General features: G+C 37.5%; 22 protein-coding genes. 8 read left to right on the forward strand and 14 right to left on the reverse strand.

From position 1 onward, the window contains the following. Positions 1-33 precede the first annotated feature (33 nt). From JZ787_RS12560 to JZ787_RS12575, 4 genes are read right to left on the reverse strand one after another with little or no spacing between them, the layout of a single operon-like run. The gene (locus JZ787_RS12560) at positions 34-564 is read right to left on the reverse strand and encodes a hypothetical protein (protein ID WP_346312478.1); all 531 of its coding nucleotides are present in this window, start codon (positions 562-564) and stop codon (positions 34-36) included. Between the two features lie 27 nt (positions 565-591). After that, on the reverse strand, positions 592-816 hold the full coding sequence (locus JZ787_RS12565; RefSeq protein WP_346312479.1) for a hypothetical protein: 225 nt from the start codon (positions 814-816) through the stop codon (positions 592-594). Continuing rightward, positions 813-944 (reverse strand): hypothetical protein, encoded by a 132-nt coding sequence (locus JZ787_RS12570; protein ID WP_264754345.1) that lies wholly within the window; start codon positions 942-944, stop codon positions 813-815. Before JZ787_RS12570 ends, JZ787_RS12565 begins: the two co-directional genes overlap by 4 nt. A 3-nt stretch (positions 945-947) precedes the next feature. After that, positions 948-1,205 (reverse strand): hypothetical protein, encoded by a 258-nt coding sequence (locus tag JZ787_RS12575; RefSeq protein ID WP_346312480.1) that lies wholly within the window; start codon positions 1,203-1,205, stop codon positions 948-950. A 693-nt stretch (positions 1,206-1,898) separates the two neighbouring features. Between JZ787_RS12575 and JZ787_RS12580 the strand changes: the two genes are divergently transcribed. The 4 genes from JZ787_RS12580 (at position 1,899) to JZ787_RS12595 (ending at position 5,491) form a co-directional block, all read left to right on the forward strand. Beyond that, on the forward strand, positions 1,899-2,945 hold the full coding sequence (locus JZ787_RS12580; protein ID WP_346312481.1) for a DUF932 domain-containing protein: 1,047 nt from the start codon (positions 1,899-1,901) through the stop codon (positions 2,943-2,945). A 155-nt stretch (positions 2,946-3,100) separates the two neighbouring features. Next, a complete protein-coding gene (locus tag JZ787_RS12585) occupies positions 3,101-4,144 on the forward strand; it encodes a lambda-exonuclease family protein (RefSeq protein ID WP_346312482.1) in 1,044 nt (347 codons plus the stop codon). Between the two features lie 119 nt (positions 4,145-4,263). Next, positions 4,264-5,193, forward strand: coding sequence for a hydrolase or metal-binding protein (locus JZ787_RS12590; protein WP_346312483.1), 930 nt, complete (start codon positions 4,264-4,266; stop codon positions 5,191-5,193). A gap of 67 nt (positions 5,194-5,260) precedes the next feature. Continuing rightward, complete coding sequence (locus JZ787_RS12595; RefSeq protein WP_346312484.1) at positions 5,261-5,491, forward strand: AlpA family phage regulatory protein; 231 nt, start codon at positions 5,261-5,263, stop codon at positions 5,489-5,491. A gap of 441 nt (positions 5,492-5,932) precedes the next feature. On the opposite strand, the gene JZ787_RS12600 is transcribed toward JZ787_RS12595, so the two are convergent. The 9 genes from JZ787_RS12600 to JZ787_RS12640 form a co-directional block, all read right to left on the reverse strand. Continuing rightward, positions 5,933-9,856: a hypothetical protein gene (locus JZ787_RS12600; protein ID WP_346312485.1), complete on the reverse strand. Its 3,924-nt coding sequence runs from the start codon at positions 9,854-9,856 to the stop codon at positions 5,933-5,935. A gap of 745 nt (positions 9,857-10,601) precedes the next feature. Further along, positions 10,602-11,483 (reverse strand): transporter, encoded by an 882-nt coding sequence (locus JZ787_RS12605; RefSeq protein WP_346312486.1) that lies wholly within the window; start codon positions 11,481-11,483, stop codon positions 10,602-10,604. Positions 11,484-11,572: 89 nt separating this feature from the next. Then, positions 11,573-12,493, reverse strand: coding sequence for a catechol 1,2-dioxygenase (gene catA, locus JZ787_RS12610; protein WP_346312487.1), 921 nt, complete (start codon positions 12,491-12,493; stop codon positions 11,573-11,575). Positions 12,494-12,625: 132 nt separating this feature from the next. Continuing rightward, a complete protein-coding gene (locus tag JZ787_RS12615) occupies positions 12,626-13,687 on the reverse strand; it encodes a phenol 2-monooxygenase domain-containing protein (RefSeq protein WP_346312488.1) in 1,062 nt (353 codons plus the stop codon). A gap of 12 nt (positions 13,688-13,699) precedes the next feature. Then, on the reverse strand, positions 13,700-14,065 hold the full coding sequence (locus JZ787_RS12620; RefSeq protein ID WP_346312489.1) for a phenol hydroxylase subunit P4: 366 nt from the start codon (positions 14,063-14,065) through the stop codon (positions 13,700-13,702). A gap of 78 nt (positions 14,066-14,143) precedes the next feature. Next, on the reverse strand, positions 14,144-15,682 hold the full coding sequence (locus JZ787_RS12625) for an aromatic/alkene/methane monooxygenase hydroxylase/oxygenase subunit alpha (RefSeq protein WP_346312490.1): 1,539 nt from the start codon (positions 15,680-15,682) through the stop codon (positions 14,144-14,146). Positions 15,683-15,746: 64 nt separating this feature from the next. Next, positions 15,747-16,016, reverse strand: a complete 270-nt coding sequence (locus JZ787_RS12630) for an MmoB/DmpM family protein (RefSeq protein ID WP_086185130.1) — start codon at positions 16,014-16,016, stop codon at positions 15,747-15,749. A 12-nt stretch (positions 16,017-16,028) separates the two neighbouring features. After that, positions 16,029-17,033: an aromatic/alkene monooxygenase hydroxylase subunit beta gene (locus tag JZ787_RS12635; RefSeq protein ID WP_346312491.1), complete on the reverse strand. Its 1,005-nt coding sequence runs from the start codon at positions 17,031-17,033 to the stop codon at positions 16,029-16,031. A gap of 18 nt (positions 17,034-17,051) precedes the next feature. Next, positions 17,052-17,342 (reverse strand): phenol hydroxylase subunit, encoded by a 291-nt coding sequence (locus JZ787_RS12640; RefSeq protein WP_346312559.1) that lies wholly within the window; start codon positions 17,340-17,342, stop codon positions 17,052-17,054. Between the two features lie 391 nt (positions 17,343-17,733). Between JZ787_RS12640 and mobR the strand changes: the two genes are divergently transcribed. Together mobR and JZ787_RS12650 are read left to right on the forward strand one after the other, a co-directional pair. After that, positions 17,734-19,410, forward strand: a complete 1,677-nt coding sequence (mobR, locus tag JZ787_RS12645) for a phenol degradation transcriptional regulator MobR (protein WP_087014419.1) — start codon at positions 17,734-17,736, stop codon at positions 19,408-19,410. 453 nt (positions 19,411-19,863) lie between these two features. Then, a complete protein-coding gene (locus JZ787_RS12650) occupies positions 19,864-20,241 on the forward strand; it encodes a transposase (protein WP_087014421.1) in 378 nt (125 codons plus the stop codon). 6 nt (positions 20,242-20,247) lie between these two features. On the opposite strand, the gene JZ787_RS12655 is transcribed toward JZ787_RS12650, so the two are convergent. After that, on the reverse strand, positions 20,248-21,072 hold the full coding sequence (locus tag JZ787_RS12655; protein ID WP_087014423.1) for a hypothetical protein: 825 nt from the start codon (positions 21,070-21,072) through the stop codon (positions 20,248-20,250). A gap of 977 nt (positions 21,073-22,049) precedes the next feature. On the opposite strand from JZ787_RS12655, the gene JZ787_RS12660 reads away from it, so the two are divergent. Then, entirely contained in the window at positions 22,050-22,901 is an 852-nt protein-coding gene (locus JZ787_RS12660; protein ID WP_346312492.1) for an OmpA family protein, read from the forward strand. A gap of 42 nt (positions 22,902-22,943) precedes the next feature. After that, on the forward strand, positions 22,944-24,179 hold a 1,236-nt coding region (locus tag JZ787_RS12665; protein ID WP_346312493.1), incomplete at its 3' end, for a BapA prefix-like domain-containing protein.

Consider the following 24,179-nt stretch of genomic DNA (forward strand, 5'->3'; position numbering starts at 1 on the left):
TTAACTCAGAATTCATCAAAGAGCGATGTTAACTTATTTACAGCCATGATTCGCTGCTACAGCATCTTGAGTGAACGAGAACCCATTGATTGGTAAATTGGAAATTGTCTTAACATCATAAGCATCCCCCGTAGTTTCAAGAACAATATTGAGTTTATTTTTTACCGTAGTCTTAGGTGTCATGGTATAGGTTGAGCCTTGGTGACCTTCATCAAAGTTGAAACAAGCGTGTTTAAATTTGCTCGTTGCTGTTTTGATGGTGTCCTTACCTAGATAAACCGTTTTTCCTTCGATATTGATGAAATTTTTGCTTGGTGAGGTATTCAGCTGATTGACGCTGAACTGGGCTAAACCTTGCTTGCTATAGTTGGCATAGAGGCTTAGATTTCCGATGCTCCAGTTGCTGAATTGCGCTGTTCCTGATTCAGGTTGACCAAATTTCTGAATGAGTGTTGAGCGAGTATCACTCGTGGTTACGGTTTTTCCATTAATGCTCATGTGATCAGCAGCAAAAACAGAAGTTGTAAAAGATGTGAGTAATATAGCGATGATATGTTTATTCATGATGTTTCTCATTTTAAAGGTATTTCATTATTTGGAACGTAAGGCGAGACCGCCGATAATCAACAGAAGCAAAATGCCACCGATCAATTTGCCCACCGACGGAAACATGACAGCAGGCCAAATGACACCTTGCCCTAAGTGATAGGCAAATGACTTATAGCTGTATTGTCCCCAGATGGATTGATAGAGCGTGAAGAGCAGACCAATGATGAGGTATCCACGGATCAACCAAGTCTTAATGGATGGATTCATTTATTTCCCCCAAAAGCAAATTGAGCGAGTAAAAAAAACAGCCCGAACACAATCATCATTGCGATAAAGGGCAAACCCAAGAAACAGATGACTGCAATGATGCAGATGATGCCAGCGAGTGTTCTCATGACTTACTCCTTCATGCATTGCAAACCACTTTGAAGTAGGTCGTATTGAAAGGCTTCACTTTGGTGAAGGGTGTAAAGATTGTTCTTGAGTTCGTTTTCACCATATTTACTTTCAAGCTTCTTATAAGCACATTTACAGGCAGAACGCTCCATTCCTGAGGATTGGCAGCCACTAATAAATTGCCGTTCAGATTTACTGGCACAACCTGAGAATAAGAGTGCTGAGAAAATGATGGATGTAATGAGTAACGAGGTTTTCATTTGTTCCCCCCAAATTTGTTGTTCTGTTTTTTGAAATAGATTGATTCAGCCGATTGCATAAATAAAAGGCAAGCGTAGACCATCCAAAGGACAGTACTGTCTTTAGATCAAGTTAAGCTGAAATGGAATCTATAAATTTAGGCCGAGGACCAAGGGATGGTATTCAAAGGCTTGAGGGAAAATAAAAGTGAGAGGTACTGCTTAGTCATGGTAAAGATTCCTGTATGTACAATGGAAGCTCCGCCAAATTACTGCTAAATAATGGTGGCAGAACGAAAAGGGGTTAGCAGACTGGACATACAGAACCAGCACGCGCGAACGCGTCCCCCTCCCGTTCTACCGCAAAGGGGGACGAGAAGGTTTTACGCATAAGGAATACTCAGACGAATATTTCCTGATGCGCTGTATGAAACGGTCTGCTAAAACCGACTGGCAATGTAGGCCAGCCCCCAAATCATAATCTTAGAGTTTAAAAGGGTCAATGATTGGCCGTAGATTTCGATTAAAAGATGTCTAAATTTATGGACATGAATTAAATAAATTTCAGATATATAACATCCACATGAATTTCCATCTTACTTTACAAGTGAAATGGATTAACCCTTTGGCCTGCTCCCTCAGCAGGCCTTTTTTTATGCTCCAAAATTTAGTTTGAAGAATGTTCAACATTCATTTGATTTAAAGGAAAACATCATGGCACATCAAATTGAACAAATGGCGTATGTCGGTCAAACCCCTTGGCATGGCTTAGGTAACCCACTCACCCAAAACCAATCCATTGAAGTCTGGGCGCAACAAGCAGGCATGGACTGGCGCATTGAATCTTCCAATGTCAGCTATATGGCCAAAAATGACCGAGGGCAAAGTATCATCATGCCTTATGAAGAACAGCGCGTACTTTATCGCTCTGATACCCATGCACCATTATCCGTGGTGAGTCAACGTTATCAGGAAGTTCAACCGAAACAGATCTTGGAGTTTTATCGAGACTTAACCGAGCAGTCAGGCTTTGAACTGGAAACTGCTGGGGTACTGAAAGGCGGAAAGAAATTCTGGGCATTAGCCAGAACAGGGCAAACATCTGCTTTAAAGGGCAAAGATGTCAGCAATGGTTACATCCTCTTAGCCACCGCATGTGATGGCACTCTTGCAACCACAGCACAATTCACCTCGATCCGCGTGGTCTGCAACAACACCTTGGCGATTGCCTTAAAGGGACAAAACTCAAGTGCAGGTGTAGTCAAAGTCCCACACAGCACCAAGTTCGATACCCTGAAGATTAAACAGCAATTGGGTATATCCGTCCGTGCGTGGGAGGATCACATGTATGAAATGAAACAACTCAGTCAGCGTAAAGTCACGCAGACTGAAGCGGCAGCTTATTTCGATGCCGTGTTTAACAATACCAGTCTCAGTCCAATTGAACAGGATGAAGGCATTATTCAGTTTTACCGCAATGTCGCCACCCAAGCCAATTCAGCCACTAAAGCTGACAACAAGACTGAACCGAATGGTCGCGCGATGTCAAAAGTCATGACCATGTTTAATGGACAAGGACGAGGTGCAGAACTGAGTTCAGCCAAAGACACCGCTTATGGCTTACTTTGCAGTATCACCGAGTTCGCCGATCACGAGCGTCGGGCCATGAGTCAAGATCACCGACTGGATTCTGCTTGGTTCGGTGCAGGCGCAGGTCTCAAGCAACGTGGACTCGAACAAGCTTTACGCATGTTGGCCTAACTTTAAGCGATCTATTGATAGCCTAAGCAGACTTATTGCCATATCACCATACTTAAACGCTCAACCTTACAAATGACTTAACTACTTTATTCAAAGCTGTGTCTACGGACACGGCTTTTTTTATGCCCTAAATTTAACAATGACAGGAAATCGCTATGAACTCAGCCGTAATTCAACCAAACAACGCCACACTCAATATACATGCCAACCGTCCAAAACTGTTTACCGCAAAACGCTTTGTGGAGACTAAAAATATGACGCAAGCCGAATGGCTGGAAGTTCGACGCAAGGGCATTGGCAGTAGCGACTGTGCCGCAGCTTGTGGTCTCAATCCGTATATGTCGATGTTGGAACTGTGGATGATCAAAACAGGACGGATTCAACAATCGATTGAAGAGGATAGTGAAGGCCATGCACCTTTATATTGGGGTAAACGGCTGGAACCACTCGTTGCAGAATTCTACAGCATGCATACCAATTACAAAGTGCGTCGGGTCAATGCCGTGTTACAACATCCTGATCCAGACAAGCATTTTATGTTGGCCAACTTGGATTACTCAGTGGTGGGGGATGCAGATGTACAGATTTTAGAATGCAAAACCGCAGGGGAATATGGGGCTAAGCTCTGGCGCGATGGCGTGCCTTTATATGTCTTATGTCAGGTGCAACATCAATTAGCAGTGACAGGTAAAAAGGCAGCCCATATTTGCGTATTGATCTGTGGACATGAAACACGCATTTTTAAAGTGACCCGTTCAGAATCGGTGATTCAGCACATCGTCAATGCAGAGCGTTACTTCTGGGATTGTGTGGAAAATGATACCCCACCTGAAGCGGATGCCAGTGAGTCGGCAGCCAAAGCTTTACAACTGCTTTATCCAGAACATGTACCACTCTCTACGACAGACTTATCTGAAGATGAGCAAGCGAATCAACAGTTTGAACAATTGATCCGAGTACGTAATCAAGTTGAAAAACACCAAGAGCAATTTGACCTACTTAAACATCAGCTACAAGCCAAAATGCAAGAGGCTGAACGTGCCACCTTTAAAACAGGTTCAGTCACATGGAAAAAATCGAAGGACTCGATCAGCTTAAATGCAAAGGCTTTATTAGACTCACACCCTGAATATTTAAATCAGTTTCCACAAGCCAAGCAAGGGGTACGGCGTTTTCAGATTTATGCCAATGGTGCATAAGTCAGATTTTATCCACATAGCACCAAACCATTAATTCAATCACACAAGCTCATATCAGCCCATGTCCACAGCACGGGCTTTTTTATGCCTATTCAATTTATATAAAAGAGAAAATCAACATGATCAAAGGTTTAGCGATTACTCCGCCAATACTCGGGCGAATCAGTATCGGTAAGATGGTGGAAAAAAATGGTAAACGTGTCCCTGAAAAGGATGACCAATTTACCTTGAGTTCCCAAATTCAAAATAAAGAGGGTTGGGTGAAACATCCACTGGATGAACAACTTCGTGCTAAAGCACCCAGTCAAAAACTTCGTTCAATTCCAGTCCGTATGATCTTCAATGATCCTGAACTGAATCTACGAGCAGAGTACAGCTTATTTGACCGACAGACAGGACGTCCCGTGTGTGTGGGTAATGGTGAAACTTGTCAGCGACTGACCAATCAAGGGGTTGAGCATCATCCTTGTCCATCACCTGATTTATGCACATTGGCACAAGGTGGCTTATGTAAGCCTTATGGGCGTTTGTATGTGAATTTGGATGAGTCCGATGAACTGGGTACATTCATTTTTAGAACCACTGGTTTTAACAGTATAAGGACTTTAGCCGCACGACTCAGTTATTACCAGGCTGCATCGAATGGCTTACTGTCCTGTTTACCATTACAACTCACTTTAAGAGGCAAGAGCACCACGCAAAGCTATCGTACGCCTGTGTATTACGTGGATCTGACTTTACGTGATGGCATTCATTTACAAGAGGCGATTCAAGTAGCCAAACAGATTGATGAACAAAGTAAGGCGGCAGGATTTTATCAGGAGGCACTGGATTTCATTGCAGGGCAAGGTTTTGCTAATGCACAGTTTGAGGTGAATGCGGAGGAGGGTGGTGAAATTGTTGAGGAGTTTTACGTGGATAAATCTTCTGAAGTTGAGCAACAGCATCTTGATTCGAGATCCAAGACTAAACCTAAGCTCAATCAAGATGATGGATTTGTACAGGATATGCAGAAAGGGTTGCAGGGAAGTGTGAGGGCGGTGAATTAGTTAATTTTTACAGACCTCCTGATTATTTGAGCAGTAACGCTCGCATTATTGATTTGGAGTAAATTTCATGAATGCGTTTGTTGGACAAACTTTTCAAATGAATCAACTGATTAGTATTAAAGAAGTCATTAAATTTGTTGGTGTGGGTAGATCAACAATCTATGAAATGATGGATGAATACTCACCTTACTATGATCCGACTTTTCCCAAAAAAGTAAAAATAACTCAGAATCGTATTGGTTGGTCAGCTTATGAAATTCATCAATGGATTGAAAGTAAGTTGGCGAGTCGAGAATAAGGGACGTTCTTAGCTCCCTTATTTTTTGTTTTTTAGTAGACTAATTGTGATTTTTAGCCTAAGAGGGTATCTCCCCCCCTATTTTTAACAGCGAATTATAGTTAGACACACTAAAAACTTGATCATTTGCTTCCACAGCAGAGACGCTACCCTCCTACATTAGTCTTTTGCATTCAAACAGTAAACTTTGGTGAGATGCCATACTGTCTGGCAACAGAATAAACGGATGAGTCTGGCTGCATGGTCATGGCAACAAAATGCACTTTCTCCTGACCTGTAAACGTCTGCTACGTTGAACAGATGTAATAGCTTCAATACGTTCCATAATCATTCTTTAACTCTAGTTCTATGACTAGGTCTTAATTCAGAAGTGTCCGTTTTAATTGGTAGCTATTACAATTTATTCCTTTTACTATTTACTCATAGATAGTAGTTAAGCAACTAATCAAAGCCTCTTAGCATTTTGTCTTCTGCTTCTCGCTTAATTTCTAAATCAATCTGTCTATCAATAGAATCAATAAATAGTTTAGACCAATTTCTAATCTTCATATTCTCATGATTGATTAAGGTTTCTATCAATTTTTTTTCCTCTTGCAAGTAAGGAATAAGAGAACCCATCCAAGATCTGCTTGAAAAGTTTGCTAAAATCGCACTATTAAAGGCTTCATTGTCACTGTACTCAGCTATTAGGCGCAGGAGCAAAGGATTAAAAGATCTATGCTCACCATCTGAAATAAACATTTTTATTGCACGAGTAGTGATTATCAAAGCTACTTCATCTTTACACCATTCAACGATACTATTTGCATCTAACATATCAAAGATACTTTTGTCACGCTTATGGTATGATTTTCCGCTTTCTAATAAATCTAATAATCTATACGATTTTTTATAATTCCCATCTAGGAACTTGAATGAAATTTTAGGCCATAAGTATTCTCCATGAAGCTCAAACGCTTTATAGAATGCTTCGCCAATATAATCCCACAAATCATTATAATTAACGTCATAGCTACCTACTTGATCAATCAAGTAGAGGCATAACTTTAAAGCAAAGTCTTTATCTTCCGTGCTTAACAGTTTTTCTACTGAAGTAAGCCAATTATGGCTATCAAATTGATATAATTTGTCATTTTTGTTGAAAGATACATTAAGAACTAAAAAAGTTAAAACTTGATTTATCAACTTTAAGTCAAGGTCTGTACGTCCAAACATGTACATACTCAAATTATCTAATGCAACCCAAACGGCTGTAGTATCAACTTTACTTAAAGATAAACAAAAGTCTGTAATCTCTTTTTCTGTTAGGTGTTGAGTTACACTTCCATAATTCAGTATTGATGCAGCGCTACTTGGTAGTCTACTTGTACTTATCAAGTCAAGAAAAATATCTAAATGATGTGAGTTGAACTTACCTGTTCGTACCGTATCTGGATAGTATTGAACTAAAGCTTGATCCGTAGCAATTAACTCAATTATTTCCATCCATTTGTCGATATTTTTATCATTAATACCGCTTAAAAATCCTGCAAGGAATTGTATGTTGGTTGGTTTATCTCTACGTAAAAAGTTTAAAAGATTATCCAAAATTACATTTATGGCATTTTCATCCAATTGTATGGCTAGATGCTTAGCAAAGATCCAGCTTTGTTTATGTTCTGGAAATGTTAATAACATCTTAAGATGAGGAATTAAATCATTATAGGTTTCTTGAATAGATTCAGCTAAATTTTTAGCATCCTCGGCAGCAACATCAATATAGCGACCATCGGCATGCTTAACATATTCTCTAGAAGGATTAAGAACAATTAGTTTCAACTTTTCTTCAAGGTCATTATCATCTGGTGATAATAATTCTTCCCAAGACCTTAAAAGTTCTATTTCTTTTAGTTCCAAGCCTTTAATATCAAATTGAAAAGCATGAGTAATTGCTTGAGAAGCTGCAGGCCAGTATTTCCCCGAAAGTCTAATTACTTCCTTGAATACAGAGTCTAATTGTTGCTGAATAGGGTACTTTATTAATCCTCTGATTTCATGCCCAAATACATTCTTAACTTGTTCAGTTATATTGTCATGGTTAATAAGATCAATTAATGTATTTAGATGATGTTGCCAATAATCATATATTTCTGAGTATGTTTTCGGTTGCCACTCTTTCAGTTCTGGCTTAGTACCTTGATATTCGGCTCCAACCATTCTAGTGCCTCCTTGGGTACTAATAGCTGATTTGATAGCTTGTAGGATGACAAAATCAGCTTTTTCAGTATTAATTTTCATAGCTCTAACTAGTAAAGCTAATCTTTTTTCAAAGCTTGCTTCAGTTCCACACAAGTTTGTTCTAAATAATTGTGCGAATTGTCCTGTAGCATTATTACCATAACTTTCATTTTCAAACTGAGCAAACTTAAATAAGCACCATGCAGCTTTATCGAAGCAAGAATCATGAAATACCAACATTTCTAATGACCAAATAAAGTTACGTCTAATGTCTCCAGAAATAGAAAATATATCAGCATCATTTAAACTATTAATAATGCGATATATGAGTTGAGTTGTAACGACAGGGTTCACTTCAACAAGTGCGCGGAAAAGTATTGAACCCGCTTTAGTAAGCAACAGTTCCGCTTGGCCGAAAGGGCGATTAGATGCACAAAAGTTTTCAACAAATTCCTGAACATTCATTGATGAATCTAAAAATTTAATTTGCTTACAAAAGCTTTCTAACAATGATGGGGGGAGTTGAGTAACTAAATCTGATTGCCGTTCGAATAAACTTGTATTCCACCATTCCATAGCTAAATTAAGAGCAAGAGGTTTTGGAACTACACGTGCAAAGTTGCTTGTACAATTGATTAATTCTTTTTGATTAAAAGTTCTAATAGTTTTATCAAAAGCTTTTTGATTAGTACCAGCAATCGTATTTATAAATCTTGCGTCTAAATTTGCAGACTGAGTACCATCATTTTGAAATTTAAAGTAATCAAATAGAGAAAAAACTTTTAATAGTTCTGTTGACTCAGGAGTAAGATTACGATCCCCATTAATCAATTTTTCAACTAATTGAGGCTCACTAAAGTTTGTAGTCAGAATCCCATCATTTTGTAATTCTTGAGTAGCCATTTGTGCTAGTAGTGGAAATCCTTCAATAAACACTTCTAACCGCTTCCTTAAAGGGGCATCCAATTGGGGTAGACGTTCATGAATAATATCGTTAATTTGTTCTGATGCTAACATTTCTAATTTAATTGGAATACTATTTTTAAGATGTCTTGGTTCATCATGATAAAAATAAGTTGTTATTAGTTTAAGATTCGAGTTGTTAATAACAATTGCATTCACTGCATAATTGTGTAAGTCAACTGCGCAGTTATCAATAATAATATATCCTGTCACACCACTTTCTGAGAGTCTTGATATCTCATTTTGTATAGTGGTCTCCAAATCTGCACCATTAATAACTAAAAACTCTTCATTATCAATATTTTTATGTTTTTTGTATTCTAGTATTAATCTAGATTTACCTAAGCCTGACAAACCCGTTATCCTTACATAAGGTGTTTCAGATTCAAGTGCTTGTGTTAATGCATCAAATGCTAACTGTCGAGCACTATCAGTTTTGTAAGGCAGTTCATGTTTACGTTCATCGTATTTAAGCCATTCATATATTGGTTTGCCGATTTGGGATTTGAATTTTTCTAATGAACGCTTTAATTTTATAAATTTTTTTAAATGAATAACTATATTATCATTTTCTGTTTTAGGTTTGACAATTGAGCTATGATTTACATTATTTATAGTTTCAATCTGGTGATGTCTGAAAATGCTTTTAGAACTCATTGCTGAAACTACAGTTTCATTAGCATCTATAATACTTAATATACTTAAATTATGATCAATTTTTTTATCTACCCATTGTTCATTAATATCATCTAGCTCGGCAGAGTTACTAACTAAGGACTTTAGATGTTGATTTTTAAAACTAATGTATTTACCAACGTTAGCGAAGCCTGAACCATCATGAGGTACATCAAAAAAACATATTTTATTAATATTATGTTTCACGCCCTGAGAATTTAGTCTTAATAACATTTTTTTTATGACTATTCCCCCCATGCTATGCCCAACTAAAATTATGTCATCATTTTCTAAATCACAATGAGCTTTGATATCGCTTATAACGCCATTGGCAATACTTCCAATGGTTGGGGCTCGCTTAAACCATGCAAGTAAAGGGGAGTAATACCCAAATTCGTGCATTGTGTATTCATTAATACTTGAGTCCGCCTCTAAAAATTTTGGGAAATCACCCCATGTGGCGCCAACTTTACCAGTCAAACCATGCACAAAAATTATATATTTCTTCATTAATCCATCTTTTAATTGAACTTAAATTCAGCTAATAATATTCAATAATCTGTAATCTTACCAATATTTAGTTAAAGAGTTTCTAAAATATAAGCCTTCTAATGATTTTTAAAAGTAAGAAAAAATGGGGAGTTGAATATTTGGAATTTCGTTGATTAAGCCTATTTAACACTGATCAAGGCTTAATAAAATGCATGGTTTTGATAAATTTTTACGATATTTTTTTTGTAAAATTCTTATGCTATTAAAAAATATTTAATTAAAATAATAAGTTATGTCTTGTTTGTGGTGCGCACTGAGATTGCTATCCAGAATTTTTAGTCCAATTGAAAAATGCTCAGTATTTAATCGTGGATGTAAAAGGTGTGTTGTTACAGATAACGCCGGAAATATTTTAAATTAACTGGAATAGAAGAGACCGTAGCTTATACCCATAGTCCATTTTATTTAGATGGGGTAAATTGGGGTAACTCAATTTTTAAAAATAACTATAGTTTAGATATTTAAATGCTTAGTTAAACTGCCACCATCTCCACCAAAAATCGTATAAAAGCCACTTACTTAAGTGGCTTTTTATTGTGAGATATTTCACTTAAATATCTGGATATGTTTTGTGTTATTAAAGCCTATACTTTCTACTTCCTGACTTCTTGATTGATAAAGTTTTATATTTGAATTTTTTAAACTCTGGTGCAAAAGATTCAAGTCGGGGTAGTACAAAACCATAATAATTCAATTTGTTGTATTAAAAAGCCCAGATAAATTTTAAAAGGCCAGTATGTCCTTCAGGGCGATTTTCAACATTGGTTTCTTTTAAGTACTTTACTTCAATCGACCAGTTTTTATCTTGGTATTGAACGGCTGGACCAACAGCCAAGACTTCTCCACGCATTCCAATATTTTCACCCTGTTGTTTATCAGATTTGGTTTGTTTAAATACATATCCCTCTACCGCAACTTTGAAGTTATCGGTAAGTTTGTACCCTACACTGTAATCACTGGCAAAATATTGCCCAGATTTATAATGTGTGTCATCATTTTCATCGTTAAAGCTATATGAAATTTTAGTCGAAATATCTAAACCATTTGCTGGGGCGTAGGTATAAGCAATAATGGGGCGAATAGTATTGTAATTCTTACCAATATTGGCCACCACAGGCTGAGCGGAGGTAGGAGTGTCGTACTTCCCAGTGGCTAAAACTGTTTCTATTGCGCCAATCCAATGATGATTGCCTTGATGCCAGCCAAGCATGGAACCAATAATTAAATCACTTAAAGCTGTATTATGATCAGACATGCCATTAATGTTTAAGCGCAAATCGACCAAAGGCTGGGCTGCATAAAAACCGAGCTGTCCACCTAGATAGTTTTGTTCCGTCATCCAGACCAAGCGTGGGATAAAGGCATTCACATCAAGATGAAAGCTGTCTGGCCCTTGGTCAAAACTGCTTGCATGATAATTTTGATAATAGTTAAGTAAATACACTCCGGGTGGCGGTAATGCACCTGCCATCATACCTTCAGCACCTAAGGCAAATGAATCAGCCCCATTTTCTGTTGCAAATGTGAGTGTACTGCTCAAACCTAGGATTAGGCTCACAGATAGCTTTAAAGTCAGTTTTTTCATAGAAAATCCTTTTCAATGATGTTGTTATTACAAAGATTGATGTCATTGATACTGCACCAATAAGAACACTCATTGGTGCGTATTCTGCATTAAGCACTTACACGTCGACGGTCAACCTCTGTCGAAGGTGCTTGGTCAACTTCTTTGATCAATTCGAAATTGAATGTAATGTGCTTAAACGGCTTATCTAAACCGCGGCGTGAGAGTTCAGCTTCATCTGTAATTTCAATGGCTTTTGCGATCAGTCCATCGCGTGTGGCAAAAGCAAAGTCATCCCAAAGATATTTATCACCTTCAATATTGAACTGCGTGGTGAGCTTGCGGAAATCTGGCGCAGAGATGAAATAGTGTACATGCGATGGGCGATTGCCATGACGGCCCAGCTTATTCAGTAAGGCTTGTGTGGTGCCTTCAGGCGGACAGCCATAGCCGACAGGCATAGTGGTTAAAGCAGTATATTTGCCATCTGCATTGGTAAAAATAGTACGGCGCAAGTTGAACTCGGATTGCGCCTTATCAAAGAAAGAATAGTTTCCAAAGCCATTTGCATGCCAGATTTCAACTTTTGCATTTGGAATTATGCAACCATCGACATCGGTCACCGTTCCTTCAATAATTAAAGTATCAATGTGGTCTGATTCTGAGCCATCGTCCATACGGGCAAAACCGACTGATTCAGGTGCACCTGAAACATATAGGGGACCTTCAATAGTTCGCGGTGTACCACCTGTCAAGCCTGCTTTTGCATCGGCTTCATCTGCGCGTAAATCTAAATAATGTTCTAAGCCTAAACCCGCAGCAAGTAATCCAAGTTCATTCGCTTGGCCAGCATCGGTTATGTATTCTAGACCTTTCCAAATTTCAGTTTGAGAAATATCCAAATCTTCAATGGCTTGGAATAAATCTCCGAGCAAGCGAACCACAATTTTCTGTATGCGTAGATCGACATCACCTGTTGCGGTATCCACATTCATTTTTTGTACAAGGGCATCAATTTGTTGACGGTTCATAATCATTATCCTTTGATTTATGAAAAGTAGAATCGAATGATCTGGAACGGACATGAAGCAGATCATTCGAAAAGGGGAAGCCATTGAAATTATTTTCAAAGTAATGGCTGAAAATGGTTGTTTAAAATATTTTTAAATATGTCGAAATAAAGCTGAACGGGATTCGTTAGAAACACCATCCGCGGCACTCAAGAAGCGTTCGGTATGAATATCTTTTTCAAAGAGACGACTTTGCATCAGTGTTGAAATAGCCGCATCAATCATGGGTGGCGGACCACATAAATAGGCTTTATGGCCACTGCATTTATTTTCAAAATAATCTGCCACCGCTTCATGTACAAAACCTGTAAATCCTGTCCAGTGATCTTCTGCTTTGGGCGCATTAAGTGCAGGAATGTAGCGGAAGTTTGGATAGTCTTTGACTAAGGTTTCAAACATTTCATGGTTATAGAGTTCAGAAACATCACGCGCGCCTTGGAAAAGATAGATGGTACGTGTATCACCTTGTTCTAAAAGATCCAAAATCATGGATTGCGGACTTGATAAACCAGAACCGCCCGCAATAAAGATGGCATCTTTTTCGTCGGATTTACGCACAAAAAACTGTCCATAAGGTCCTGAAACTTGAAGTTCATCACCCACTTGTAAGGTTTCGTGTACATAGGTGGTGGCTGCACCGCCCTGTACTTGGCGAATATGCAACTCAATTACACCTAATTCACTCGGTGCATTGGCAATTGAAAATGCACGCGTTCCTTCAATATTCGGCAATTGAAGATTGATGTATTGCCCAGCCTGAAACTCTATTGGACGGTCAATCTGTAAACGAATACCTTTAATAGTCGGTGACAGTTGTTTGATCTCTAAAACTTTGGCTTGGTAGTCTTGTACCAAGTAACCCAGAAAATCTTCGTCCTCATCAACATCGGCTTCAATCACCATGTCAGATTCAGGTTTACAGCAGCAGGCAAGGACTTTATTTTCTTCGCGTTCAATGTCCATCAGTGCAAAAGGGGAAGCTTCACCAACATCATAAAAACCGTCAGTCACCTGAACTTTACAGGTGCCACATGTGCCATGCCCGCAGGCGAAGGGCAGCCAAACCCCTTGACGTAAAGCGGCGTCTAAAATGGTTTGATCCTCTTCAACTTCAATAGTCATGCCTACAGGTTCAATCGTGACTTGATAACTCATGATAGTTCTCCCTTATACATGCGTGCCGTTGTAGCCATCTAGACCAGGTGTCACAAAGCGCAGTAGAGATTTATGATCAAAATTTAAATCAGCTAAAGTCTTAGAAAAATCGATATCTGTTAATAATTGACGATTTAAGGTGAATTGGACTTTTGACCAGTCGATATGTTCAAAGTCAGGATGCTGATTAAAACCCGCTTGAATTTGCTGATCAATCAGCTCTTGTAAGCTTTGTTGTGGTGAGACTACGAAAGCATGAGCTGCACAAAATAATGTGTGATGATCCCATCCGACATAGAGCAGCATGTTGTCGCCATAATTTTTTTGTGCATCACGTGCATCAAATTCATATTTTTTTTGAATAGCTTGTACTGGCATAAGAAAACTCCTAAATTCCTTGAGTGTGAAGCCATCTCGAAATTTTTATTCATGAGATGACTTTTGATCCTTTTTTACTTAAGCGACATGACCTTTCCATTTTCTCCAACGTTCTTGGTCTGGAGAGCCTTCAATGTCCAGATTGTCTGCACCAACATTAAAGTTGTAGTAATCACGTAAAATGCTTTCTAAATCAGGACCGCCACAATTGCCTTGTAAAATTTGATTCACTGGCAGCCAAGCTTGAATATATTTTTCAGGTTCACGTTCAAAAATGTCATGACAGCCATCTGAGCAGGTGTGGTAACGCTCGCCTTTATAAATACTGTCACGGTAGCTAAACATAGTCAGGTCGCCATCCATTTCCGTAAAGGTCATTGGAATCTGACAAATTTGACATAGTTGCGGTAAACCATTGCTATAGAAGCGTTTACCTTCAGCTTCTAACTTGCGCGCCAACTCCCATTTAGGGCGATAATATTTGTCAAAGGTGTTTGGGTATTTCTCAGATAACCAATCCATTTCTTCATCTGTTGGAATCCACGTATGGAAACCAGCAGCATGGCCAAAGTTATAGAAAATCCACCATGCTTGATGTGAAATATGCTCTTTTTCTTTCACAATCACGTCTGAATATTTCGGCATACGAATACCGTAACGGCTAAGGTCTTTAAACAATGCACCGCCAGCTTCTTCGAAATAAGTTTCCCAGGCTTCTTTCCAAGACATCACTTTGTTTGGCAGCATGTAATCCATCATCATGCCGACAATAGACAGCAGGCGAGTACCACGCCAGAACCATTTATCAATCCATTCCTGAACAATCGGGACGTTATCTTCATGTTGTTCTAGTAGGAATTTTACGATTTCCAAACCTAAGGTCATGTGACGTGCTTCATCCGACTGGGCACTAAAGCCAAAGGTCACTGTAGCCATATCACCGTTATAAGCTGCACCTGACATAAATGGCACGAACAATAAGTTAGTCAGAACGTATTCAAAAGAGAAACTAATGGCCAATAAGAATTCGAATGGGCCTGCTGAACGTGCATCTTCAAAGAATGATTTTGGTACAGAGAGATACCAGACACGGTCATGCATATGCGCCCAGTCTTGGAAGCCATCAAAGAATTTGTTGTAATGGCTCATGGCATGAATTTGCGTCTGTACATGACGCAGTTCATCAATCGATTGCATTTGGGAAGCAATACGTGCACCGATACCGCTAAATTGGCGGCCTACATGTGCATAACCTTGATACGCCTGATATTCCAGTGGCGTGACGGCTGTTAAAAATAGTTTAATGGCATTTAAATAGCGTTCATTGCTGACATTCATCTGACCGTTATTTTGAGAAAAAGCATCAAAAATGGCATACAGTTTTTTCTCTTTTTCTGCCTGATATTTCCAGTAAGAATCCATGGTTAAACGGAATGGGTCTTCCCATTTTGACCAGTCTGTAATTTTAATCCCTTCAAAATCTTCGTAAGGAAAAGCTTGTTTACGATCTGCATAGGAAAAATCCCAATCCAAATCACGGGTCAGCATACGGTAGCGGTCTTTCGCATTGAGTTTTTTGGTTGCAGTTTTAGTCGCGTTTTTTGCTTGGCTATTCATATTGATCATCCTTTTCAACCTGTTGAAGCAGTCGGCTTCTTGTAGTTATTTCTTCCGTGTGGGCTTAATTCCACTGCAAAGTGAAAGTGTCATCATCTTCATCAACGTTGCCACCTAAGGTGATCATGTTGAGTTGCAGTTCTTGAATATCCCAATCTTGTCCTAGTTTTTCAGAGACAGTTTCAGCACGAACCACTAATTTTCCGAGGTTTTCCACACGAATCATGGCAGGAAGATATTGAATCGTGGCTTCTGGGTTATCTTGCTCAATCGCTTCAATGATGTAGCGTGAGGTATCGTTATCTTGTAATGCCAAATAAACTTTAGAGCTCATTTCTGCGTATCCTTATGCAACTGAATCTAATTCTGAGGTTAAACCGGCTTTTTTACTGCGCTCTGTAATGACCGCTAATCCATTGGCTATAGATGGATATCCAAGAGCGGTATTTGACCATGCACTAAAGGCTTCAGTCACTTGAGGTAAAAGTGTGTCTATCCAACCTTGAATTAAGGTTTTATTTTCTTCAGATTCAGCAATGGCTGTTTTTAAAACAGGGTCTGACCATTTGCGTAAATCGGTTAAACAGTCCTTCATAAATTCAGTCAGCATTGCCACATCACGTGCGCCGTGTTCAACTAACCATTGATCCAGTTCACCGAAAACCAGAGCTTGCATTAAGCTGTCGATGATTAGGTTTTGCAGGATATATAGCTTGAACCAATCTTGTTCCGTTAAGCTTTGTTCACACAGTTTGCGCAGTGGTTGCCAAGAGGTATCATTCATCCAGCTATCTTTGGCTTGTTGTAATGATTCACCTGTATTGCCATCAATGAGTAAGCCAATACGAGAGAGATATTGAGCCATGCCCAAACGATCCATTGCCGCAAAAATACAAGCTTGAGTAATGACCGTGCCATAACCATAGGCACTACCTGACATCATGTGTAGATTGGCGGTTTGCTCGACATAACGGAACGGTAATAAGCAAGTGATGATTTTCTGTTTCACTTCATCACTTAGATTTTCAATCAAATGGCGTTTTTCAAAGAATGAGTAATTGCTTTCAGCGGTCTCTTGTAAACGTGCACGATGCTGTACATATGCACCATAATAAAATTGACGCGGATCTTTAAATACATACCAGTCTTGCATTTGTAACGCTGTATGGGTGTGATCATTTAAAGTTTTGTCTGGTTTCCACAATGGGCGATAATGAAAATTGGTTGTACCTTGTACATCAAAACTGACTTCTTGATAACGAGTCGCAGGTTTTTTACCAAAACGACGCTCGATATAGGCATAGGTTTGACGAATCGGTTCTAAGTTGGAGGTTTTAATTTCTAAAGTCATCACGATTTCCTTATGGGCTTAAGATGGATCTTCTTGATCTAAATGTTCACGGGCTTGGCTTAAAATGGTGGGTTCAACGCCATAACGCCATTTATCTTCTTGTGCATCATTCCAAGCTTGCTGGGCTTCAGTCATTTCAATGACATGATTAATTTCACAGAAATGTTGAAAGGCTTGCTGAGGGAGAATAAGTTCGACAAAAAGTGTTGGGTCGTGGATTGCGAAGTCAAATTCAACAAACTTGGCATGACGGTCGCCTGTTATACGAATATATTTGGTGAGTTGGTCATGTTGTAGCGCTTGAGTCATTGGAATCATCCTTTTATCTCTACACTGAAATCATCTCAGTGATGCAACCTTGCATTTATTGATAGAGATATATCAAAACTCATGCCAACTTTTATTAATTATTATTAATCAATTATTTATAATTTTTATCTGTTTTGTTTGTATCATTTGAATGATAAATATTCATGGAATGATGAACATAAAAATGTTTGATTTCATCAAATAATGAATGGTTAGGTGAGGAATTTGAAAATACTTTTTATAGGTCAAGTGATATATATCTATGTGATTTTATATATTTAATTTAAAAATACCTTAGAGGTATAAAGTTATGACAATAAGGTAGTAAAGCTTTTTAGTTGGATGTGGGTAAGATAGGGGGAGACCTATAGCCAAGGATGGATATTCAGTCATGCCTAAAGCCAAAGATGCGAATTTTTATACTCAAATTTTGGAGAAAAACAAAGATATTCAAGATTTACTGGATAAAATTCAGTTTGATAGCCAGCATGGAAAAATTTGGTTTGAAGAAAACCGTATGTTGCTGATGCATACCAGCATCATGGGCTTTTTAAGAAAAGATTTGTATAACATGCTGGGTTGGGAACGGACTAAACGTTTTTTTATTCGTTTGGGTTATCAGGCGGGTGTGAGGGATGCAGAAGTCACCTCTAAATTACGCCCGAATTTAAATGAAGCTGAAGCATTTATGGCTGGACCGCAAATGCATGGTATTCGTGGCATGGTTCAAGTTGAAGTCAATGAGCTTCAATTAAGTCATGATGAGCATGAATTTTATGCGGATTTTAACTGGCGAAATTCATTTGAAGCGGAAGTTCATTTAAGTGAGTTTGGTGCTTCGGAAGAATCAGCTTGTTGGATGCTATTGGGTTATGCCTGTGGTTATACCAGTCTGGTCATGGGTCAAACCATTATTTATCAAGAAACCCATTGTGTTGCTAAAGGGGATGATTGCTGTCGAATTATTGGTAAACCTTTAGAAGAATGGGGAAATGCCGATGAGCTGATCCAGTTTATGTCACCCGATCCAGTGTCTGATGAATTAATTGCCTTACAGGCGGAACTGAATGAATTAAAGAAAAATATCTATACGGATATAGAAGCAGACTACACCATGTTTAATTCTATTGGTGAATCAGTTGCATATCGTAAAGTCTGTGACCTTTTGAAAAAGGCAGCAGGCAGCAAGGTTGCTGTATTACTGCAAGGTGAAACTGGGGTTGGTAAGGAAGCGTTTGCAAGAGGGATTCATGAAGGTAGTTCCCGTAAAGGGCAGCCATTTGTTGCTGTAAATTGTGCCTGTATTCCACCAGATTTAATTGAATCGGAACTTTTTGGTGTAGAAAAAGGTGCATTTACAGGTGCAACGCAAACTCGGAGTGGAAAATTTGAACGGGCTCATCAAGGAACTATTTTTTTAGATGAAGTGATTGAGCTTTCACCGCGCGCACAAGCAGCTTTATTACGGATGTTACAAGAAGGAGATTATGAGAGAGTTGGTGATCATCAAACTCGAAAGGCTGATGTCCGTTTGGTTGCAGCCACCAATGAGAATTTGGAACAAGCCGTGAAAGATGGGCGATTCCGTGCCGACTTATATTATCGCTTAAACATCTTCCCGGTCATCATTCCGCCGCTGCGTGAGCGCCGTGATGATATTCCATTATTAATTACGCACTTCTTATCACGTTTTGAAAATATGTATGGAAAGACCTTAAAAGGTTTAAGTGACAAAGCCAAAAACTTTGTGATGACTTATGAATGGCCAGGTAATATTCGTGAGCTTGAAAACTTATTAGAGCGTGCGACCTTACTGACGGATCATCAGCAGGAAATTAAACTTAGTCATTTGTTTCCGCAGCATAACGGCATTGAAAATAAAGATCAATCTACTCAATCGATAGCTAATATTGAAGATTTATTAACAGAGAATTTTTCATTAGAACACTTGGAAAAAGAAATTATTCGAATAGCTATGGATAAGTGCGGCCAGAATGTTTCAGAAGCGGCAAGAATATTGGGAATTAGCCGAGCGACTTTAGATTATCGGTTAAAAAAAATTCTTTAAGTTAAGCTTTTATTCTTTATTAACCTAGATATTGGGTCACTAAAATTTAATTGGAAAAATAAAGAAATGTTTGATATTGGAAGCCAATTACAATAGGCGAAAGTGAAAGTGGGAGATCTTGAAAAAGTCGCAAATTATGTTGTAACAATGTCAAACTTCTTAAATTTCTAGTTTTCAGAATATTTATTAAAAAGAAAAGCATAAATGTGTTTTTTAAACATATAATTTGATATCATTCATTTTTTATTGATTTAAGGTGATTTATTATACATATTGAATTGTTTTTTCTACAGTTTTTTAAGTTTATTTAAAATATGTTTTTTTTACACATATATAAGTCATGTGTGCTTTTAAGTTATCTTTTAAAAATCAGTATCATATATGGTTTTTTAGATGAGTTTTATTGCGGTAAAAGGCTTCATGAACTAATATGAGACAGTCGAAGAAGGTGTTATGCGAGCATATTCATTAGATCTGCGCAAGAAGGTACTATCTGCTTATTATAAATCTCAACATAAATCTAATGTTTGCAAACAATTCGGTATTGCAAGATCAACTCTTGATGATTGGATTTTGTTAGAAAGTATAAATGGCAGCTTAAATCCATTGCCATCAAATGTTCTTGGACGACCACCAATAATAACTAATTTGATCACTTTTGAAGAATTTTTAGAATCTACATCTTTTAATAAAATTAAGGATTTGATAGAACCTTTTGAAAAAAAATTTGGCTATAAAGTGTCTTATGCAATCCTTTGGAGAAATTTAAAAATACTCGGTTGGGTTAGAGGAAAAGGCGGTCAATGGGAAAAACATAACAAGAATATTTGAAAGTTTTTATTCATCATATTGATACACACCAATTCTAAAACGTTTATTCGCATTTGGTAAACCTTCATCATTTTTTGTGTAATCAATTGCAGCTGATAATATTGATTTAGACATGATTCCCCATAAATCACTACTTAATTTATTTAGTTTAAGAACAGACTCTTGGGTAAGTTCATCAGCAAATACGGCTTGTTCAAGAAAATCTTTATTGTGCTTAAGGTTGTTAATACCAGCGGAAAGATGATCAGAAATATTCTGTGTGAATAGCTGTTCAATTTCATCTACGTTTGAGTCAGGGGTATAGCTTAAGCTTTTCAAGACCACAGCCTCTCCTTCTTGCTGCACAATTCCTAAACGTATAAGTTCAACTAAAATTGATTTGGGGTGCTTTTCGGATGAAACAAGTTTGACTAAATGTTCGAAACTTGGTTCGCTCCCATAAAATGGAATTTTTGACGGTAATCTTTGATTAACCCACAGTCCAATAACTCGTGCAGGTACACTAATTGGTAATTGCGAATTAAATTGGTTAATCAATGAATACTCGCCATAAGTTTGGCAAAAGTTTCGGACATCCCTACGATTTAGTCCAGATAATAAACTAACTGCAGAATCTGTTTTCTTATGATCAATGTGATCTAATTCTTTGATTGCTTCGTTGTAAAATATTGGCTTAAGTGCCGTTGTAAATTCACTATAACCAACACCAGCTTTAATAAGCCAATGGATAAGCTGAGGCATAATACTTATAACATGTTCTAAAGTTGTCTCGCTTTCATGAGATAAAGCAGTATCTTCAGATTTGAAAATAACAGAAGAGTTATTTGTCATGTAAGTACCTCTATTGACTCGATATTTTGACCTTTCGCATGTTCAGCAACAAAGCTATTTTTAAGTTTATTGAAAAAACAAGATTTAGAAAAGTATTGTAGTCTTTTTTATGTAAAAAAATAAACAATATAGTTTTTTTTAAACTGAAAAATAGAAAAAATTGTTTTTTTTCAATGCTATACGTTATTTATTTTATTATATTCTAAATTTTTTTATAAAAATAAGCAATCAAAGTTTGTTGTTTTTATATTTTTGATTGAAAAGTAATTGATGCTATTAGGTTAATCACGATTGTAGTTAATGAGTCTTATTCTTGTCTATTTCTAGCCACTGTGAATATGTACATACTAAACAAAGTGTTGCTTCTTTTTGATTGTATTTTAGTCAAATAATTTATCAGTTTTTATCACCACAGGCATAGCCTTAATTATAAATTTATACGGTAAAAGAAGGTTACAGATGAATTGTCTAAGGGATCATTTTTTTAGAATATGCGTACTATCGATAGAGAGGTGACTGCCTAGACGTAAATAAAAGTTCGACGTAAAAACGTGTGTGAAACGGCAATTTGTAATGTGTAAATAGAACATGTTGTTCATTAGTAAGTGCAATAACTGCTTTATTTTGACATTAATGGTTAATATTTTTTGCAATCCTTACAACTTATAAGTCTTAAGAAAAAGTACATTGCTAATTTTTTAAAACAAATAAAAACAATAATTTATAAGTATTTTTTTACCCTGGTATTTAACTCTAATTATTTCTAGCCCTGATCGGGTCAAAGTAAACTCTAATTTTTACTTGGCAATCATTTACATGAAAACATGATTTTTCTGAATTTTTAATAGACTTACATATTTAAATGTGCAAAATGTACATTTAAAAGTAGAGTTTTGCAAAAAAAACATACTTGTGTGATTTATCTCACAAAAAAGGGGTCATCATGTTAATTATTAGAATGTTGTGGAGAGGTGTAAATGTTTAAGTTTTCATTATTTATCGTTTCAATTTCACTCGGTTTAACTGCGTGTGTATCAAATAATTATACAAATCCCTCAGATTTGCGATTTCAGAAGCAAAAAACTGAAAATACTACAAGCATTAGTGTGAAAAGGGACGGGGTATTGTGCGAAGGGGACAAAGAGGACTCACAAAATTGTCCAATTGACTTTTACATTGATAGCATAAAATCTGGAACTTTCTATATTAATAACGCGACTAATTATCATTTAAAACCAGAGTCTTATAATTTTAAAGTTAAAAATTGCACAGAGCAATCATGTCAAAGTTGTGATGTGGATTTAGCTGTAGGGCAGTTGACCAATAATGAATTTGTATTGTCAGTAGATAATGTTGGAAAGCCATTTATTTCAAATAATGGAAGTCCTCTACTTTGTAAAGCACCAGTCCAAGAAGCTAAAAGAGTAATTGAAAAAACATTATCCCTAGATTTGGCTGCGGACACTTTATTTAAATTCAACGGTTCCACTTTAAATGACTTGCTGCCAAAAGGTCGTCAAGAAGTTTTAAACGTAGCTTCCCAAATTTCAAATAATTTTGTTTCTGTGAGCCAAATTAAGTTGACAGGTCATACAGACCGTTTGGGTAGTGATAGTTATAACCTGCAATTGGGTCAAAATCGGGCAAATACTGTACGGAATTTATTAGTTCAAAACGGTGTATCTGAAAATAATATTTCAACGTCTAGTGCAGGCAAAAATCAACCTGTCACTAATGGTTGTTTTGATGTGAAACAACGAGAAGAGCTTAAAGCCTGTTTACAGCCTGACCGTCGTGTGAGTGTGGAAATTACGGGCATTACTAAGTAATTGAATGATTGGAATATAAGTAAATATAATTTTGGGTGAAACATGACTAAGTTTATTGTAATAGAAAAAGATTCTTTAAATAAAGCAACCATTGATACAGCGAATATTAGCTTAAATGAAGCTTCAATTATTCATACTAAAATGAGCCGTGATGATGTAGCTGAATTTGTACGTGACGGGAACAATTTAGTACTAAAGCTTAAAAATGGAGAAACTATTGTTATTGAAGGGTTTTTCATAACATATGACAATGTTTCTTCGGACTTGGTTTTTGAAGAAGACGGCTGTGTGCTTTATTGGTTTGATGGGACTTCAGGTTTTAATAGTATTCCTGGTTTAGAGGTTTTATTACCTGAGGCTGGTAGTAAGCTATTAGGGCTCTTACCGTGGTTGGTTGGTGCTGGAGTCATAGGTGGTGTAATCGCTGCTACAAATGATGACGATGATAAGAAAGAGAATATTCCTAACGGTAAAAATTTCATTGAAGTAGAAACAAAAGGTACAGTTACAGGTAAAACAGAGAACATTCCTGAAGGGGCTGATGTCAAGGTTACCATTACTGGTCAAGATAAAAATGGCAACCCAATTACTCATGAAGAAACTGTTAAAGTAGGTAAAGATGGTAATTATACAGTTGATATTCCAGAAGAGTTTGCTGATGGTAATATCAAAGTAGAATCTGAAGTTGTAGACCGCAATGGGAACACAATCAAAGCAGAAGATAGCCTTGAAAAAACAGATCATGACAATGATCCTAACACACCAGACCAAGGTGGTTTAGATCGCGTTGATGGTGCAATCACCGCTGAAATTGATCCGAAAGCAGGAACAGTATCAGGCACAGTGACAGACGTACCTGAAGGCGAAAAAGTCATTGTGACCATTGAAGGTGTAGACAAAGACGGTAATCCAGTTAAGGAAGATGTTGAAACTACAGTAGTTGATGGCAAATACACTGTTGATATCCCTGCAGCGATTGTTGATGGTTCACCAGTTGAAGCAGAAGCGAAATCAACTGACAACAATGGCAAACCAGTAACAGACACGGCAATTCTTGAAGGTAAAATAGATCATGACAATGATCCACGTACGCCAGACCAAGGTGGCTTAGATCGCGTTGATGGTTCAATCACCGTTAAAGTTGATAACAAAGGCAACATCACTGGTGGTACGACAGACGTTGAGCCAGGCAGTGAAGTGAAGTTGACGATTACAGGTCAAGACAAAGATGGCAACCCATTGGTTGACACCACAGTTACTGCAATTGTTCAGCCAGAT

This window comes from Acinetobacter sp. BWR-L5 (genome assembly GCF_039655985.1).
GTDB lineage: Bacteria > Pseudomonadota > Gammaproteobacteria > Pseudomonadales > Moraxellaceae > Acinetobacter > Acinetobacter johnsonii.

Bases quoted from the DNA above. Each gene is read 5' to 3' on its own strand.
- JZ787_RS12560 (WP_346312478.1), bottom strand. From the start codon at position 564: ATGAATAAACATATCATCGCTATATTACTCACATCTTTTACAACTTCT.
- JZ787_RS12565 (WP_346312479.1), bottom strand. From the start codon at position 816: ATGAATCCATCCATTAAGACTTGGTTGATCCGTGGATACCTCATCATT.
- JZ787_RS12570 (WP_264754345.1), bottom strand. From the start codon at position 944: ATGAGAACACTCGCTGGCATCATCTGCATCATTGCAGTCATCTGTTTC.
- JZ787_RS12575 (WP_346312480.1), bottom strand. From the start codon at position 1,205: ATGAAAACCTCGTTACTCATTACATCCATCATTTTCTCAGCACTCTTA.
- JZ787_RS12580 (WP_346312481.1), top strand. From the start codon at position 1,899: ATGGCACATCAAATTGAACAAATGGCGTATGTCGGTCAAACCCCTTGG.
- JZ787_RS12585 (WP_346312482.1), top strand. From the start codon at position 3,101: ATGAACTCAGCCGTAATTCAACCAAACAACGCCACACTCAATATACAT.
- JZ787_RS12590 (WP_346312483.1), top strand. From the start codon at position 4,264: ATGATCAAAGGTTTAGCGATTACTCCGCCAATACTCGGGCGAATCAGT.
- JZ787_RS12595 (WP_346312484.1), top strand. From the start codon at position 5,261: ATGAATGCGTTTGTTGGACAAACTTTTCAAATGAATCAACTGATTAGT.
- JZ787_RS12600 (WP_346312485.1), bottom strand. From the start codon at position 9,856: ATGAAGAAATATATAATTTTTGTGCATGGTTTGACTGGTAAAGTTGGC.
- JZ787_RS12605 (WP_346312486.1), bottom strand. From the start codon at position 11,483: ATGAAAAAACTGACTTTAAAGCTATCTGTGAGCCTAATCCTAGGTTTG.
- catA (WP_346312487.1), bottom strand. From the start codon at position 12,493: ATGAACCGTCAACAAATTGATGCCCTTGTACAAAAAATGAATGTGGAT.
- JZ787_RS12615 (WP_346312488.1), bottom strand. From the start codon at position 13,687: ATGAGTTATCAAGTCACGATTGAACCTGTAGGCATGACTATTGAAGTT.
- JZ787_RS12620 (WP_346312489.1), bottom strand. From the start codon at position 14,065: ATGCCAGTACAAGCTATTCAAAAAAAATATGAATTTGATGCACGTGAT.
- JZ787_RS12625 (WP_346312490.1), bottom strand. From the start codon at position 15,682: ATGAATAGCCAAGCAAAAAACGCGACTAAAACTGCAACCAAAAAACTC.
- JZ787_RS12630 (WP_086185130.1), bottom strand. From the start codon at position 16,016: ATGAGCTCTAAAGTTTATTTGGCATTACAAGATAACGATACCTCACGC.
- JZ787_RS12635 (WP_346312491.1), bottom strand. From the start codon at position 17,033: ATGACTTTAGAAATTAAAACCTCCAACTTAGAACCGATTCGTCAAACC.
- JZ787_RS12640 (WP_346312559.1), bottom strand. From the start codon at position 17,342: ATGACTCAAGCGCTACAACATGACCAACTCACCAAATATATTCGTATA.
- mobR (WP_087014419.1), top strand. From the start codon at position 17,734: ATGCCTAAAGCCAAAGATGCGAATTTTTATACTCAAATTTTGGAGAAA.
- JZ787_RS12650 (WP_087014421.1), top strand. From the start codon at position 19,864: ATGCGAGCATATTCATTAGATCTGCGCAAGAAGGTACTATCTGCTTAT.
- JZ787_RS12655 (WP_087014423.1), bottom strand. From the start codon at position 21,072: ATGACAAATAACTCTTCTGTTATTTTCAAATCTGAAGATACTGCTTTA.
- JZ787_RS12660 (WP_346312492.1), top strand. From the start codon at position 22,050: ATGTTTAAGTTTTCATTATTTATCGTTTCAATTTCACTCGGTTTAACT.